This is a genomic window from Halobiforma nitratireducens JCM 10879 (genome assembly GCF_000337895.1).
GTDB classification, from domain to species: domain Archaea; phylum Halobacteriota; class Halobacteria; order Halobacteriales; family Natrialbaceae; genus Natronobacterium; species Natronobacterium nitratireducens.
Window position 1 is genome coordinate 13358 of the sequence record NZ_AOMA01000186.1, and the last position, 14321, is coordinate 27678.

The window sequence follows — 14321 nt, forward strand, 5'->3', positions numbered from 1 at the left end:
GATGAGTTCCGAATCCGAACCACTACTCCGCGTCGAAAATCTCAAGACGCAGTTCTTTACGGAAGCTGGTACAGTACGCGCAGTCGACGGCATCTCCTTCGACGTTCACGAGGGGGAAATCGTCGGTCTCGTAGGGGAAAGCGGCGCTGGCAAGAGCGTCGCCTCGATGAGTCTACTCAGGCTCGTCGAGAGTCCAGGCGAGATCGTCGGCGGCGAGATTACCTACAAAGGCGAGACCATCTTCGGCCTCGAGGAGGGGCCGGACGGTGAGCTCCAGGAACGGGAAGACATGCTCTCGAACCAGGAGATGCGCGATCGGATCCGCGGCAACGAGATCGCCGTCATCTTCCAGGACCCGATGGAGTCGCTCAATCCCGTCTTCACGGTCGGCGGACAGCTGCGCGAGTTCATCGAACTCAACCGGGACCTCTCGAGCGAGCAAGCCCGCCAGGAGGCGGTCGAGATGCTGCGTGAGGTGGGGATTCCGGACCCCGAGCAGCGCTACGACGAGTACCCCCACCAGTTCTCCGGGGGGATGCGCCAGCGCGTGTTGATCGCGATGGCGCTGGCCTGTGAGCCGAGCCTGATCATCGCCGACGAGCCGACGACCGCGCTCGACGTCACCGTCGAGGGACAGATCATCGACCTCGTCGACGACCTCCAGGAGAAGTACGGGACGAGTTTCATCTGGGTCACCCACGACATGGGCGTCGTCGCCGAGATCTGTGATCGCGTCAACGTCATGTACCTCGGCGAGATCGTCGAGCAGTCGCCGGTCGACGAACTGTTCTACGACACGAAACACCCCTACACCGAAGCACTGCTTGACTCGATTCCCCGGCCGGACAAGACCGTCGGGGAACTCGATCCGATCGAGGGCGTGATGCCCGAGGCGATCAGCCCGCCGTCTGGCTGTCGGTTCCACCCGCGCTGTCCGGATGCACGCGAGGTGTGCCAGCGCGTCCACCCGGAGAACAAACAGGTCGATACTGCCGAGGGCGTTCCCCACCGGGCCGCTTGCGTCAAACACGACGCCTTCGACGTTGGCTACGACGAGAGCGTCCCGCTCGCGAAATCACCGCAGGTGACTGCCGATTCGAGCGCGAACACGGAGACGAGCGTGACCGATCCGGAACGTGGCACCGCCGGCTCGAGTGGAGGTGAGGGCAGTGAGTGACACGGTCCAGGACCCCAGCCGGGGACAAAGCGAGGACGACGACCTGCTTGGCTCCGAGATGAGCGGCGAGGAGATCGCTCACGGCGACGCGTTGCTCGAGGTCGACGGACTGAAAAAGTACTTCGATCAGGACTCGGGGCTGCTCAGTGGAGTCTCGTTCGATCCGGATTCGTTCCCGCCGGTGAGCGTCGGCCAGGATCACGTCAAGGCCGTCGACGACGTAAACTTCGAGATTCGCCGCGGTGAAACCCTCGGGCTCGTCGGCGAGTCCGGCTGCGGGAAGAGTACGCTGGGCCGCACTATTCTCCGACTGCTCGAGCCGACCGACGGGAGCATCTACTTCAAAGGCGAGGACCTCGCCGATCTGAGCGGCGAACAGCTCCGACAGAAGCGCTCGGAGATCCAGATGATCTTCCAGGACCCACAGTCCTCGCTCGACCCGCGGATGAAGATCGGTCAGATCATCGAGGAACCGATGCGAGCACACGGCATGTTAGACGACGAGGGACGCGAGGCCCGCGCGAAGGAACTGCTCGAGAAGGTCGGGCTCGACCCACACCACTACAACCGCCACCCCCACGCCTTCTCGGGCGGTCAACGCCAGCGAGTGAACCTCGCGCGGGCGCTGTCCGTGAATCCGGATTTCGTCGTCTGTGACGAGCCCGTCTCCGCACTCGACGTCTCCATCCAGGCCCAGGTGCTGAACACGATGGAAGAGCTACAAGAGGAGTTCGGGCTCACCTACCTCTTTATCGCTCACGACCTCTCGGTGATCCGGCACATCTCCGATCGTGTAGCGGTGATGTATCTCGGGAACGTCGTCGAGTTAGCCGAGAAAGAGGAGTTGTTCGAAAACCCCCAACATCCCTACACCGAGGCGCTGCTGGACTCGATCCCGGTGCCGGACCCCAGGGAGAGCGACGCTCGCGGCGTCCTCGAGGGAGAGGTTCCGAGCCCGGTGAACCCGCCGTCTGGCTGTCGGTTCCGGACGCGGTGTCCGCGGCTGATCGCACCCGACGAGTACGAGTGGACCGACGAAGAGTGGTACCACACGCGGGCGTTCATGCGCGCGGTCAAGCGCCGAACCTTCGAACCGATGGCGGCCGCGGAGATCGAAGCCGAGTTCTTCGGCGGCGATCTGCCGAGAGGTGACCCCGGCGAGATCGTCCAGCGGGCGATCGAACTCGTCGCGTCCGACCGATCGGCAGGCGACGGCGAATCCGGCGGGGAGTCGGACGCCGAGGTGATCGGTGATCCGAACGTCGACTGGGAACGTGCGACCGACCTGCTGCTCGAGTCGTTTGCCGAGCGGAGTATCTGTGCCCAGGAGCGGCCGGCCTACGAGATCGAGTCGGAGCACGGAACCGAGACGCACTTCGCGGCCTGTCACCTGCATCGGTGACGTCGACAGCGGCTCGCTCACGCTTGCGGGTTCGGCCCCGGCACTGAGCGGGTCCGGATCGAAACGGTGTCGAGCGATCCGTCAGGAAATTTTATACACGGCAATGAATCGTCGCAAAAATAGTTACAGGCGTCGGCCGATTATTTACTCATGTATGAGTAAGGCACTGGCAATCCTCTCGAGCTACAGCGGCATCGCCGCGAAAACACAGCGTACCATCGAACACTCCCCCGACTTTTCCGGCGTCCAGACGAGCGACCGGGGACAGCCGGACCGGCAAGTTCCGGCCGGTGGCTTCCTGACTGGATGAGAACGGGCACGCTCTCTCCTTTCAGCGTCCGTCGGCCCACTACTTGATTTCGATCGTCGTCGCGTCGCTGGGACGGTACGCGTCCTCGTGAGTCGCGACGAACGCGCGTATCTCGTACTCGCCAGGGTCGGGGACGACCGACTCGTGACGATCCCTGTCCCGAACCCGTTCGAACCGACCGTTCCAGGTGAACGAGGACTGTTTTCGTTCCCCGCCGCGAAAGCTAAACGACGACGGGCGTTCTCGCGTGTACCGGCGCTCGTCGCTGGCCTCGAGTTCGCCGTCGACGGTCCAGCCCCAGCAGCGCTGCTCGGGCGTGGGGACTTCGACCGGGATCGGCAGTCGGTTCTTGAACTCGACGGTGATCTCGACCGGATCGTCGCGGTCGTAGACGTTCCGATCGGTTTCGACCGAGACCGCGATCCCCCGTCGACCGAGCGCCGTCGGTAACAGCGCCGAGAGGAAGGTTGCAGTCGTGTACCGCGAATCGTCGTCGGTGTCGGTACCGAACCCGCTGCTCGATCCGGGGTGGGAACGGGAGCGAGACCGTCGATCGCCGGTCGGACGATCCGATCCCGGCCCCTGCCTGGAGCTGGAGCTAGAACTGAAACTGGAGCCGGACCTCGACCTCGAGCCCGGTGATTCCGACGGATCGTCTCGCGGTCGCGGACCAACCATGAGCGGTACAACGGTGTAGAGAAACTAAAGAGGTTGGACGTCCGCTCGAGCGGACCGACCCACGCTCGGTTATCGCCAGGCTCGAAGCGCCGGCGCGTCGTCCGCTTCCATCGAGAGCCAAGCGCCGTCGGCCGAAATATCGGCGATGACGTACTCGTCGCTGGAATCGGTCGAGTCGATCGAACCGACGACCGTGTCGCGAGACGTCGTGGCGTGGGTATCCGTCGCCATGTATGGGTGTGACAACCACCCACGTATAAATTCATCGAATCGGACTGTCCGGAACGGCGACGGGGATCACATCGGTCGGATGGTGAGTCCAGATAGGAAGCAGGGGGTTTATACTCGGTTTTACCCTACCCTGGGGACATGAACGTAGCCGACGCGATGACGCCCCGCGAGGACGTGGTGACCGTCGACCTTCCGGGCACCCGTTCGGACGTCCTCGAGTACCTGCAAGAACAGTCGTTCTCGTCCGTTCCAGTCGTGAAACCGACCGACAACGGGCCGGAGTATCGCGGTCTGGTCTCACGAGACGCGCTGATCGAACAACCCGACGAGGACCAGCTCGTGATGCTGATGGAAGACGCCCCGACGACCACGCGGGAGACGCCGCTCGAGGAACTCGCCGAGACGATGGTCAAGGAGGGCGCGCGCCGCGTCCCCGTCGTCGACGGCGAGTTCGAAGGAATCGTCACGGTGACCGACGTGATCCACGCGATCGCGGCGGGCGATCAGGAGACCGATGGCACCGTCGACGACTACGCGAGCGAGAACGTCAACACGACCTACGAGGGCGCGCCGTTGCCGGTCGCCGAACGCGAACTCTACTACGCGAACGTTCCCTATACGGTCGCGCTCGACGACGACGGCCGGATGAGTGGCGTCCTCACGGAGGTCGACATCATCGACGTCGCCCGTATCGTCGAGGGCGAGGAGTCGACGGGGGACAACTTCCCGGACCAGGACTCCGAGTGGTCCTGGGAGGGGATCAAGGCCGTCGGGAGCCGCTATCTCCCCACGCGGGACATCGAGATTCCGGCCGGTCCGGTCAGCGAGTTTATGACCGGCGACGTGGTGACCGTCTCGGGTAACACGTCGATACAGGAGACGGCACAGCGGATGATCAGCAACGACGTCGAACAGATCCCGATGGTGACCGCCGAACAGCTCGCGGGCATCGTCCGTGACGTCGACGTACTCGAGGCACTCTATGAGTGAGGACGCAGCATCCGAGACGGACGTACAGACGAGCGAAAAGCTGGTCGAACTCGCCAAGCGCCGCGGCTACTTCTTCCAGTCGTCGGGCGCGTACGGCGGCGTCGGCGGCTTCTACACCTTCGGCCCACAGGGCGCGGCGCTGAAAGGCAACGTCGAGGACGCCTGGCGCGACCGCTTTGCGGTCGCCGAGGGCAACATGGAGATCGACGCGCCGACGATCATGCCCGAACCGGTCTTCGAGGCGTCGGGCCACCTCGACACCTTCGACGACATGCTCGTCGACTGTCCCGAGTGTGGCGAAAGCCACCGTGCGGACCACGTCGTCGAGGACAACACCGAGTACGAGGACGCCGAGAGCCTCCCCATCCCGGAGGTCGAGGAGGTCATCGCCGAGTACGAACTCATCTGTCCCTCCTGTAGCGCGGGCCTGGCGGGCCAGGCTGTCGAGACGTTCAACCTCATGTTCGCGACGAACATCGGCCCCGGGGACTCCGATCCGGGCTACATGCGCCCCGAGACTGCCCAGGGCATCTTCGTCGAGTTCCCGCGTCTCAAGGAGTACGCCCGCAACCAGCTTCCGTTCGGTGTCACCCAGATCGGGCGGGCCTACCGCAACGAGATCAGCCCCCGACGCTCGATCATTCGAACACGGGAATTTACGCAGGCCGAACTCGAGTACTTTATCGACCCCGAGGAAGACGACCCCGACCTCGAGTCGGTCGCAGACGTCGACGTAACGCTGTATCCTGCACGCGAGCAAAACACCGAGGGCAGCTCAGAAATCGAGACCACGATCGGCGAGGCCGTCGAAGCGGGCATCATCGGCGACGAGTGGGTCGCGTACTTCCTCGGTATCGCCAAGCCGTGGTACGAGTCGGTCGGCGTCGACATGGACCGATTCCGGTTCCGCCAGCACCTCTCGGGCGAGCGGTCCCACTACGCCGCGGACTGCTGGGACGCGGAGGGGAAAATAGATGGGAACTGGATCGAACTCGCCGGCTTCGCCAACCGGACCGACTACGACCTCTCGAAGCACGACGAGTACTCCGACGACCGCTTTACGATCTTCAGACAGTACGACGAACCCAAGACCGTCGAGCGCGCGACGGTCGATCCCGACATGAGTTATCTGGGTCCGGAGTTCGGCGGCGACGCACAGACAGTCGTCGACGAACTCGAGACGCTCGCGGAACGGGATCGCTCCGCGTTCGACGGTGAGACCGTCGAGGTCGAACTCGAGGGCGAAACCCACGAACTCCCCGTCGAGAAGACCGGCTTCTCGGTCGACGAGGAGACGATCGCCGGCGAACACATCACGCCCCACGTCATCGAACCCTCCTTCGGCGTCGACCGACTCGTCTACACCGTGCTCCACCACGCCTACCGCGAGGACGAGGTCGCGGGCGAGGAGCGGACGTATCTGGACCTCGAGCCCGAAGTCGCGCCGACGTTCGTCGGCGTCTTCCCGCTGCAAAGCGACGAGGACCTCGAGGCCGTCGCCGACGAGATCGTCGCCGACCTGCGGGACGCAGGGCTCTCCGTAACGTACGACGACTCGGGGAACATCGGTCGCCGCTACCGGCGTCAGGACGAGGTCGGCACGCCGTTCTGCGTGACGGTGGACTACGAGACGATCGAAGAAGAAGAGACGACCGTTACCGTCCGGGAACGCGATACGACCGACCAGAAGCGACTGCCCGTCGAGGACCTCGACGAGACGCTCGCGGAAATTCGGGACGGCGACCTCGAGTTTTCGGACATCTAGGGCTTCGGGTCTACCTGCCACCCATCGATTTCTCCGGCAACGAGGAGGTGACCGACGACGTAGACCGGAATCATCGAGCGGAAGCCGGCGGAGAGACCGACGAATATCCGGGACGGTAGGGTGACCGCCAACTCGATCGTCGGTACGATGAGAATCGACATGACGACGATTCGTCCAGCGACGCCGATGTCGCGAAACCACGAGCCGACTCGTTTTCCGACCGGGGATTGTGCAACCGGACCCATCACGACCACGCCGAGGACGAACCCGGCGACTATCCACTCCCAGGCCGCCTCACCGAGGGGAAGCTGAAGAAGACAAGAAAAGTGGAGACGAAAACCATCAACACGTCGCTTTTCGTCGGTTGGCGGTCCGGAAACATCGCACGTGAGACGGTCGAACACATCTAAGATCGCTTTCGTCGACTGGCGTAAGGGTGTGTCGCAGAGATAACATTATCACCGGTAGTCCGAGAAACGCCCGTCTCGAACGTAACCGACGGACTGAAGGTCACCACCTTCGACGAGAGACCTGATGGCCGACGAACTAAAGCGCCGTCTCGTCCACGCCAGCGGGTCGGGACTGGTCGCCCTCTATCTGCTCGCGGACTCCCTCGAGTTCGGGCTGACCTGGTCGCGGTTCCAGGCTCTGATGGTCGTTCTCGCGGTCGGCGCGCTCGCACTCGAGTTCGTCCGTCTCCGCGTAGGGCTGGACTGGTGGATCTACGAGAAGCTCACCCGCGAGTACGAACAGGAGAAGATCGCGGGCTACGGACTCTACATGATCAGCATGACGGTCGTCGTCCTGCTCTTCGAACCCCAGATCGCGCTGCCGGCGATGTTGATGCTGGCGCTTGGCGATCCGATCAGTGGCGCGGTCTCCGACAACACGCTGAAACGCGTGAAGGGACCGAAAGTGCTCGGTACGATGTTCGTCGTGAGTGCGATCCTGGCTGCCCCGTTCCTCTACGAGCACCCGCTCGCAGTTGTCGGGGCAGCACTGGGTGCGACCCTCGCCGACGGGATCAAACTCTCCATTCGTGGGTACATCGTCGACGACAACCTGACGATCCCCATCTACGCGAGCGTGCTGGCCTGGCTCACCATCGCGTTCTCGCCCCTCTAACACTGCAGGACGCATCGTACTCGGCTACTCGGGGGCAGGAGACGACATCTCGAATAGTGCTGGGGGCACACGCGAGCTGAAACGCCGAGCGATGATCGACGGCTCGCTCGGCGATCCGTTACTGCTCGCCGTCGATCACCGTCACGCTGTGGGGATCGGACCCGACCATGATCCGATAGCCGCCGTACTCGAAGCGGACGGTGGTGTCCGCAGGAGACTCGAGGACGGCGGCCACGGCCTCGGGGTCGACGGTCTCGTACAGCGGTGGGAAGTCTGTCGGGTCGCAGCCTTCGCGGGCCGCGATTCGCTCGAGCGTGCTAGCGAGTGCTGGATACATGGGTTTCGTGGTCGGCGAGGGTTTCGACGAACCGCAATCCTCCTTGAAAAAGATCAGTGTTTTGACTGGTTTGGATACAGCCGTTGGTCTCGATTCACACCCTATCGGCACTCGATCCACACTCGAGAGACAGTCGAGAGACAGCCCCAGAAGACGTGCCCGAACAGGCCCTCGAGATCATCAGCAACGGTGGCAGACCCCTCGAGGACGACCGCCGTCGCTCCCTCGAGGACCGGATGGGCGCGGATTTCTCCGATGTGCGTATCCACACCGGTGGAAAAGCCGCCGCAGCCGCAGATGTCATCGACGCCAAGGCGTTCACCTGCGACACCGACATCGTGGTCAACGCCGGCGAGTACGGCCCCGAATCTCCTGTGGGGTAACACTTGCTCGCCCACGAAATCGCCCACGTTGAACAATAGAACGGCGGCGCGACGATCTCGGTGGAGCCTCAAGACGGCGCAGGTCCGGAGATCGATCCCGCCCGCAACTCGAGCGAGAAACCGACGAGGCGTCCGAGCAAGCACTGTGGGTAGCAGTGTTGAAGCATACCGACCGGAGGCCAGCCGTACGGCCGTCACTCGAGACGCAGTGACATCCTGCACTCGACTGCCAGTAGCGGGTCAAGCCGAGTCGAGAGGGTGAGACCGTCACCAGTGACGGCCGGGTTTCACTTTCACCGCGGTACGGGAACCCTTAACCGCGCCGGGGATGAACCACCCCGCAATGTCGCGAACGGACGGGGAGATGGCCTCGATCGACCACCCGCTCCTCGAGCCTGACTTCCTCGAGCGCCGGCTCTATCAGTTAAAACTCGCCGGGACCGCCGCGAACCACCACACGCTCGTCTGTCTCCCCACGGGACTGGGGAAGACGACGGTGAGCCTGCTGGTGACCGCGCGGCGACTCGAGGAGGTCGGCGGGAAGTCGCTGATGCTCGCGCCGACGAAACCGCTCGTCCAGCAACACGCCGACTTCTACCGGGAGGCTCTCCAGATTCCCGATGAAGAGATCGTCGTCTTTACCGGCGACGTCAGTCCCGAGGATCGCGCCGAGACCTGGGAGGAAGCGACGATCGTGATGGCGACGCCGCAGGTGATCGAGAACGACCTCGTCGGTTCGCGGGTCTCGCTTTCCGGCGTGACTCACTGTACCTTCGACGAGTGTCACCGTGCCACCGGCGACTACGCGTACAACTACATCGCCGAACGCTACCACGCCGACGCGAAGCAACCGCTCGTGACGGGGATGTCCGCCTCGCCTGGCGGCGACGAGGAGGCGATCCTCGAGGTCTGTGAGAACCTGGGTATCGAGGAGGTCGAAGTGATGACCGAGGAGGACGCCGACGTCTCGGAGTTCACCCACGAGACCGACATCGAGTGGGAGCGGATCGACCTCCCCGAAGCGGTACTCGAGATTCGGGACGCGCTAAACGAGGTCATCAAGGAGCGCCTCGAGAAATTAAAGGAGATGGGCATCGCGGACTCGACCCAGCCCGACCAGTCCCAGAAGGAACTGAACGCGATGCGGGCCGAACTCCAGAAACTGATCAACAACGACCAGTCGGAGGGGTTCGAGGGGATGTCCATCCACGCGGAGGTGATGAAGCTCCGCCAGGCCGTCACGCTCGTCGAGACACAGAGCGTCGAAGCCGTCCGCCGGTACTTCGAGCGCCAGCGCAACCAGGCCCAGTCGTCGGGTGCGTCGAAGGCGAGTCAGCGACTCGTCTCCGATCCCCGCGTCCGCGAGGCGATGCGCAAAGCCGAGAGCTTCGATCAGCTCCACCCCAAGTATCGAAAGGCCCGAATGTTGCTCGCCGAGACGCTGGGCCTCGAAGACGGCGAGCGCGTGATCGTCTTCACGGAGTCCCGGGACACCGCGGAAGCTCTGACGGACTTCCTGAGCGAGAGTTTCGAGGCCAAGCGGTTCGTCGGCCAGGGCGACCGAGAGGGGAGCGACGGAATGACCCAGAACGAGCAACAGGAGGTGCTCGAGGACTTCCGCGCCGGCGAGTTCGAAGTACTCGTCTCCACGTCGGTCGCCGAGGAGGGACTGGACGTACCGGAAGTCGATCTCGTACTCTTCTACGAACCCGTCCCCACGGCGATCAGGTCGATCCAGCGCAAGGGTCGGACCGGCCGCCAGTCGGAGGGCCAGGTCGTCGTCCTCATGGCCGAAGACACCCGCGACGAGGCCTACTTCTGGATCTCACGCCGTCGCGAGCAGGAGATGGAAGACGAACTCCGCGAGTTGAAAGGGATGGCCGACGACCTCGAGGAAGAACTGGACGATTCCCAGCAGGCGCTGACCGATTTCGAGAGCGAAGCGGAAGTGAAATCTAGCGGTGACGATCCCGACGCCGTCTCCGGGTCTTCCAGCGGAAGCGAGGGGGTTGCCGACCAGCCCGGATTGCAGGAGTTCGCACCGACGGACGAGGACTCGAGCGAGGACGAGATCGAAGCGGGTCAGGTCGAACCCCCCGAACCGTCAGGCGACGGCGACGCGATCGAAATCGTCGCCGACCAGCGGGAGATGGACGCCAACATCGCACGGGACCTCTCCAAGCGCGACGACATCGAGATCGACCTCGAGACTCTCGAGGTCGGCGACTACGTGCTCTCGGATCGTGTCGTCGTCGAACGCAAGTCGGTCGCCGACTTCGTCGACTCGCTGGTCGGCGGCGACCGATCGATGTTCGAACAGGTCGGCGCGATGGCTCGCCACTACTCCCGACCGATCGTGATCGTCGAGGGGGACGGCCTGTACGAACAGCGGGACATCCACCCCAACGCGGTCCGAGGCGCGCTCTCGAGTCTCGCGGTCGACTTCGACGCGAGCGTGTTGCGGACCGAAGGTGAGGGAGAGACGACCGAGCTGCTCGCGGTCATCGCGGGCCGCGAACAGGAGACGAGCGATCGGGAGGTGTCGGTCCACGGCGAGAAGCAATCCAAGACGCTGGCCGAACAACAGGAGTACGTCGTCTCCTCGATTGCCGAGATCGGTCCCGTCACCGCCCGCTCGCTGCTCGAGGAGTTCGGCACCGTCGAGGCAGTGATGATCGCGACCGAAGACGAACTGCAGGAGGCAGACGGCGTGGGACAGGTGACCGCCGAACGGATGCGAGACGTTATCGGGAGCGAGTACACCGGGTAGGAGCCGACGCTCGATCGGGGTGACGTCTCGAGACGGAAGCAGCTACGACCCTGACTCGACGAGAGACGGCCGAGAGAAACAGAGGACGGTCGTTAGCGCAGCGTGTTCAGCGTCTCGCTGGCCTCGCGTGCCGCCTCGAGACACTCCGTCGCGTACCGCGGGTCGTCGGTCGTCGCGGCCTCGGCGGCAAAGCGCTCGAGTGCGTGCTGGAGCGACTCGCGGGCGTCACCGAACTCACCGCCGGCGTCGACGCTGGCGTTTGCGGTCGTATCGACAGTACCCGACTGCCGGTCACTGCGACGGGAGGGCGATGGTTCCGGATCATGGTCGGCCGCTCCTCTCCTTTGGGACGGCGGCGTGTGGGCCGACTCCCCAGCGTCGGCACGTCGTCGGGCCGCCTCGGCGGTTGCAGGCGAGGAGGGGTCGTCCGGTTCGGTCGTCGAGTCCGTCGGGTCCGTCGGAGCCGACCGAGTAGGACCAGTAGGGTCGTCTCGGGACCGAGAACGGGACTGAGACGGGTCCGCTCTCGCCCGTGCTCGGTCGACCGCTCGCTCCGAGCCGTCCTCGGGTTCGTCGCCACTCGAGGCGGCGTCGGTCGGTGCCGTCGGATCGGCCCCATCACTCGAGGCGGCGTTCCCATCGGCGTCCGCTCGAGCGTCCTCGCCGGAGTCGGCCGCCGTGGACTCCTCGGCAGGCCGAGCCTCGAGGTCGGTGCCCTGGACTGCCTCGGCGTTGCCGTGACAGCTCGGGCAGAACGTGACGCCGTTTTCCTTGAACAGCGGATCGCCACAGGTCCCACAGTGGGCGTTCGTCATGGTCGCACCCTTCAACAGGAGGTCGCTCATCCGCTGGGTCGCCTCCCGCTCGGCCTTGTCGCGTTCGTACTTCTCGCGAAGTTTCTCGCGTTCGGCTTCCTTGTCGAAGTCGCTCATACAGGTCTAGATGTGCTCACCGGTCGAAAAAGCTGCGAACGCGGGGCCAGCGGTGAGAACGGGGCTCGTCCGCGAGCGAGTTGGCCGACACGCGAGTCACTCCGTCCGGCGATACATCCCCTTCGAGGCGGGACGAGACTCCTCGTAACCGAACCGCTCGTAGAAGCCGTCGACGTCCGCCAGCAGGTTCACGTAGGCGTTCGGCGGCGCGGTCTGCTCGATATAGGCCTCGAGGTGCTCCATGATCCGCGTTCCGAGCCCCTGACGCTGGTGGTCAGGGTGGACGGCCATATCCGAGATGTGATAGACGGTACCGCCGTCGCCGACGATCCGGCCCATGCCGACGACCTCGTCGGTCGGTTCGTGAACCGCCACGACGCCGTAGACGGAGTTCGGGAGGCCACGCTCGATCCCCGCCATCGATCGGGGCGTCATCCCGGCGGCCTCGCGCAAGCAGGCGAACGTCTCCGGGTCGGGCAGTTCCTCGCGGATCGCGTAGGGGTCCGCTCGCGTCTCGTCGCTGTCGCTCATATCGGATGGCCCGGTCGAAGCGAAAAGGTGGTATCGGTTCTCGCCGGCCGGTTACTCGAGTGCCCGCTCGACCGCGTCGACCGCGGCTTCGGGCGTCTCGACGGTCTCGAGGGGAATCTCGAGTGACAGGTCCGATACGTCGTGGGTCTCGAGGCCGACGACAGGTCGGTCGTAGATCCCTGCAAAGCCCAGTTCGGTGAGGGTGCCGACGCCGCCAGCGAGCGCGATGACGGCATTGCCGTTGAGTACGACGAGCGCGTTCCGGGCGTGACCGAGGCCGGTCGCGATGGCAGTGTCGACGAAGTCGTTGGCAGCCTCACGGCGGTCGCCCGGCAGAATACCGATGGTCTCTCCACCTTCGGCGTGCGCGCCGCGACAGACGGCTTCCATCGTCCCGCCGCGGCCGCCACAGACGACGGTGTGACCGCGCGCGCCGAGTTCGCGGCCGACCGCGACCGCGAGGGCGCGTTGCTCGTCGGTGATTGCGCCGCCGCCGATGACGCTGATTCGGTGGTTCATACACGAGTTGCCGGCCGCGAGCCCTATCACCGGTTCGAAAGCAATGGGGGTTCCGACTCGGGCCGACGGCGACGATCGGTTCGACGATCGACGTATCTACTGTCGTCAATTTCAGGCGTACGTAGGGAATCCGACGGATTTAACGCGGGGGCAGGCGCAGTTTTACGTGGTATGACGAAAGTTAGCGTGGTCGGCGCGGCCGGAACGGTCGGGGCCGCCGCTGCCTACAACATCGCGCTTCGGGACATCGCAGACGAACTCGTACTCGTCGACATTCCGGACAAGGAAGACGACACGATCGGGCAAGCCGCGGACGTGAACCACGGCGCTGCCTACGATTCGAACACGACGATCCGTCAGGGCGGCTACGAGGACACCGCCGGCTCGGACGTCGTCGTCATCACCGCCGGCATCCCGCGCCAGCCGGGCCAGACCCGCATCGATCTGGCGGGCGACAATGCACCGATTATGGAGGACATCGGTTCCTCCATCGCCGAGCACAACGACGACTTCGTCACCGTCACCACGTCGAACCCGGTTGACCTCCTGAACCGGCACCTCTACGAGGCCGGCGACCGCGCCCGCGAGAAGGTGATCGGCTTCGGCGGCCGGCTCGACTCCGCCCGGTTCCGCTACGTCATCAGCGAACGCTTCGACGCGCCCGTCCAGAACGTCGAGGCCACCATCCTCGGCGAGCACGGCGACGCCCAGGTCCCCGTCTTCTCGAAGGTCCGCGTCAACGGTCAGGACCTCGCGTTCGACGACGACGAGAAGGAGGAACTACTCTCCGAACTGCAGACCTCCGCGATGAACGTCATCGAGAAGAAAGGCGCAACGCAGTGGGGCCCCGCCACGGGCGTCGGCCACACGGTCGAGGCCGTCCTACGAGACACCGGCGAGGTGCTGCCCTGCAGCGTCAAACTCGAGGGCGAGTACGGCCACGAGGACACCGCCTTCGGCGTCCCCTGTAAGCTGGGTGCCGACGGCGTCGAGGAGATCGTCGAGTGGGAGTTAACCGAGTTCGAGCGCAACGAGCTCGGCGAGGCCGCCGAGAAGCTCTCGGACCAGTACGACGAGATCGCGTAAAAGCGACGGCAGACACTCTACCGGATTTTATCGGTGCCCCACTTCTAGAGGGGTTGTTTTCGTTCCATCTTCCAGAAGGAGTTCG

General features: G+C 64.3%; 16 protein-coding genes. 9 read left to right on the forward strand and 7 right to left on the reverse strand.

The genetic code is table 11. From position 1 onward, the window contains the following. Position 1 precedes the first annotated feature (1 nt). The 3 genes from C446_RS16870 to C446_RS19430 all read left to right on the forward strand — a co-directional run bounded on the left by C446_RS16870 (position 2) and on the right by C446_RS19430 (position 2889). Positions 2–1177 (forward strand): ABC transporter ATP-binding protein, encoded by a 1176-nt coding sequence (locus C446_RS16870; protein WP_006674339.1) that lies wholly within the window; start codon positions 2–4, stop codon positions 1175–1177. A gap of 58 nt (positions 1178–1235) precedes the next feature. Beyond that, on the forward strand, positions 1236–2579 hold the full coding sequence (locus C446_RS16875; RefSeq protein WP_193363542.1) for an ABC transporter ATP-binding protein: 1344 nt from the start codon (positions 1236–1238) through the stop codon (positions 2577–2579). 154 nt (positions 2580–2733) lie between these two features. Continuing rightward, the gene (locus tag C446_RS19430) at positions 2734–2889 is read left to right on the forward strand and encodes a hypothetical protein (RefSeq protein ID WP_006674341.1); all 156 of its coding nucleotides are present in this window, start codon (positions 2734–2736) and stop codon (positions 2887–2889) included. A gap of 39 nt (positions 2890–2928) precedes the next feature. Here C446_RS19430 and C446_RS16880 read toward each other — a convergent pair whose 3' ends face one another. Together C446_RS16880 and C446_RS19435 are read right to left on the reverse strand one after the other, a co-directional pair. Next, the gene (locus tag C446_RS16880) at positions 2929–3567 is read right to left on the reverse strand and encodes a hypothetical protein (RefSeq protein WP_006674342.1); all 639 of its coding nucleotides are present in this window, start codon (positions 3565–3567) and stop codon (positions 2929–2931) included. Between the two features lie 69 nt (positions 3568–3636). Continuing rightward, positions 3637–3798, reverse strand: a complete 162-nt coding sequence (locus C446_RS19435) for a DUF7556 family protein (RefSeq protein WP_006674343.1) — start codon at positions 3796–3798, stop codon at positions 3637–3639. A 138-nt stretch (positions 3799–3936) separates the two neighbouring features. Here C446_RS19435 and C446_RS16885 point away from each other — a divergent pair, with 138 nt between their 5' ends. Together C446_RS16885 and glyS are read left to right on the forward strand one after the other, a co-directional pair. Continuing rightward, on the forward strand, positions 3937–4788 hold the full coding sequence (locus C446_RS16885; protein WP_006674344.1) for a CBS domain-containing protein: 852 nt from the start codon (positions 3937–3939) through the stop codon (positions 4786–4788). Further along, positions 4781–6553 (forward strand): glycine--tRNA ligase, encoded by a 1773-nt coding sequence (glyS, locus tag C446_RS16890; RefSeq protein ID WP_006674345.1) that lies wholly within the window; start codon positions 4781–4783, stop codon positions 6551–6553. Before C446_RS16885 ends, glyS begins: the two co-directional genes overlap by 8 nt. On the opposite strand, the gene C446_RS20150 is transcribed toward glyS, so the two are convergent. Next, positions 6550–6798, reverse strand: a complete 249-nt coding sequence (locus C446_RS20150) for a hypothetical protein (RefSeq protein ID WP_006674346.1) — start codon at positions 6796–6798, stop codon at positions 6550–6552. The two genes, glyS and C446_RS20150, sit on opposite strands and share 4 nt — an antisense overlap. A gap of 289 nt (positions 6799–7087) precedes the next feature. Here C446_RS20150 and C446_RS16900 point away from each other — a divergent pair, with 289 nt between their 5' ends. Next, positions 7088–7678, forward strand: coding sequence for a diacylglycerol/polyprenol kinase family protein (locus C446_RS16900; protein WP_006674347.1), 591 nt, complete (start codon positions 7088–7090; stop codon positions 7676–7678). Between the two features lie 118 nt (positions 7679–7796). On the opposite strand, the gene C446_RS16905 is transcribed toward C446_RS16900, so the two are convergent. After that, on the reverse strand, positions 7797–8015 hold the full coding sequence (locus tag C446_RS16905) for a HalOD1 output domain-containing protein (protein WP_006674348.1): 219 nt from the start codon (positions 8013–8015) through the stop codon (positions 7797–7799). Between the two features lie 83 nt (positions 8016–8098). Between C446_RS16905 and C446_RS20415 the strand changes: the two genes are divergently transcribed. Further along, positions 8099–8398, forward strand: coding sequence for an eCIS core domain-containing protein (locus tag C446_RS20415; protein ID WP_338035022.1), 300 nt, complete (start codon positions 8099–8101; stop codon positions 8396–8398). Between the two features lie 343 nt (positions 8399–8741). Continuing rightward, positions 8742–11168: a DEAD/DEAH box helicase gene (locus C446_RS16915; protein ID WP_006674350.1), complete on the forward strand. Its 2427-nt coding sequence runs from the start codon at positions 8742–8744 to the stop codon at positions 11166–11168. Positions 11169–11260: 92 nt separating this feature from the next. Here the strand turns inward: C446_RS16915 and C446_RS16920 are convergent, their stop codons facing one another. The 3 genes from C446_RS16920 to C446_RS16930 form a co-directional block, all read right to left on the reverse strand. Continuing rightward, positions 11261–12100, reverse strand: coding sequence for an Sjogren's syndrome/scleroderma autoantigen 1 family protein (locus tag C446_RS16920; RefSeq protein ID WP_006674351.1), 840 nt, complete (start codon positions 12098–12100; stop codon positions 11261–11263). Positions 12101–12196: 96 nt separating this feature from the next. After that, positions 12197–12631, reverse strand: a complete 435-nt coding sequence (locus C446_RS16925) for a GNAT family N-acetyltransferase (protein WP_006674352.1) — start codon at positions 12629–12631, stop codon at positions 12197–12199. A 51-nt stretch (positions 12632–12682) separates the two neighbouring features. After that, positions 12683–13150, reverse strand: coding sequence for a TIGR00725 family protein (locus C446_RS16930; RefSeq protein WP_006674353.1), 468 nt, complete (start codon positions 13148–13150; stop codon positions 12683–12685). Between the two features lie 171 nt (positions 13151–13321). On the opposite strand from C446_RS16930, the gene mdh reads away from it, so the two are divergent. Further along, positions 13322–14236: a malate dehydrogenase gene (gene mdh, locus C446_RS16935; protein WP_006674354.1), complete on the forward strand. Its 915-nt coding sequence runs from the start codon at positions 13322–13324 to the stop codon at positions 14234–14236. The last annotated feature ends 85 nt before the right edge of the window (positions 14237–14321 follow it).

Bases quoted from the DNA above. Each gene is read 5' to 3' on its own strand.
- C446_RS16870 (WP_006674339.1), top strand. From the start codon at position 2: ATGAGTTCCGAATCCGAACCACTACTCCGCGTCGAAAATCTCAAGACG.
- C446_RS16875 (WP_193363542.1), top strand. From the start codon at position 1,236: ATGAGCGGCGAGGAGATCGCTCACGGCGACGCGTTGCTCGAGGTCGAC.
- C446_RS19430 (WP_006674341.1), top strand. From the start codon at position 2,734: ATGAGTAAGGCACTGGCAATCCTCTCGAGCTACAGCGGCATCGCCGCG.
- C446_RS16880 (WP_006674342.1), bottom strand. From the start codon at position 3,567: ATGGTTGGTCCGCGACCGCGAGACGATCCGTCGGAATCACCGGGCTCG.
- C446_RS19435 (WP_006674343.1), bottom strand. From the start codon at position 3,798: ATGGCGACGGATACCCACGCCACGACGTCTCGCGACACGGTCGTCGGT.
- C446_RS16885 (WP_006674344.1), top strand. From the start codon at position 3,937: ATGAACGTAGCCGACGCGATGACGCCCCGCGAGGACGTGGTGACCGTC.
- glyS (WP_006674345.1), top strand. From the start codon at position 4,781: ATGAGTGAGGACGCAGCATCCGAGACGGACGTACAGACGAGCGAAAAG.
- C446_RS20150 (WP_006674346.1), bottom strand. From the start codon at position 6,798: ATGGGTCCGGTTGCACAATCCCCGGTCGGAAAACGAGTCGGCTCGTGG.
- C446_RS16900 (WP_006674347.1), top strand. From the start codon at position 7,088: ATGGCCGACGAACTAAAGCGCCGTCTCGTCCACGCCAGCGGGTCGGGA.
- C446_RS16905 (WP_006674348.1), bottom strand. From the start codon at position 8,015: ATGTATCCAGCACTCGCTAGCACGCTCGAGCGAATCGCGGCCCGCGAA.
- C446_RS16915 (WP_006674350.1), top strand. From the start codon at position 8,742: ATGTCGCGAACGGACGGGGAGATGGCCTCGATCGACCACCCGCTCCTC.
- C446_RS16920 (WP_006674351.1), bottom strand. From the start codon at position 12,100: ATGAGCGACTTCGACAAGGAAGCCGAACGCGAGAAACTTCGCGAGAAG.
- C446_RS16925 (WP_006674352.1), bottom strand. From the start codon at position 12,631: ATGAGCGACAGCGACGAGACGCGAGCGGACCCCTACGCGATCCGCGAG.
- C446_RS16930 (WP_006674353.1), bottom strand. From the start codon at position 13,150: ATGAACCACCGAATCAGCGTCATCGGCGGCGGCGCAATCACCGACGAG.
- mdh (WP_006674354.1), top strand. From the start codon at position 13,322: ATGACGAAAGTTAGCGTGGTCGGCGCGGCCGGAACGGTCGGGGCCGCC.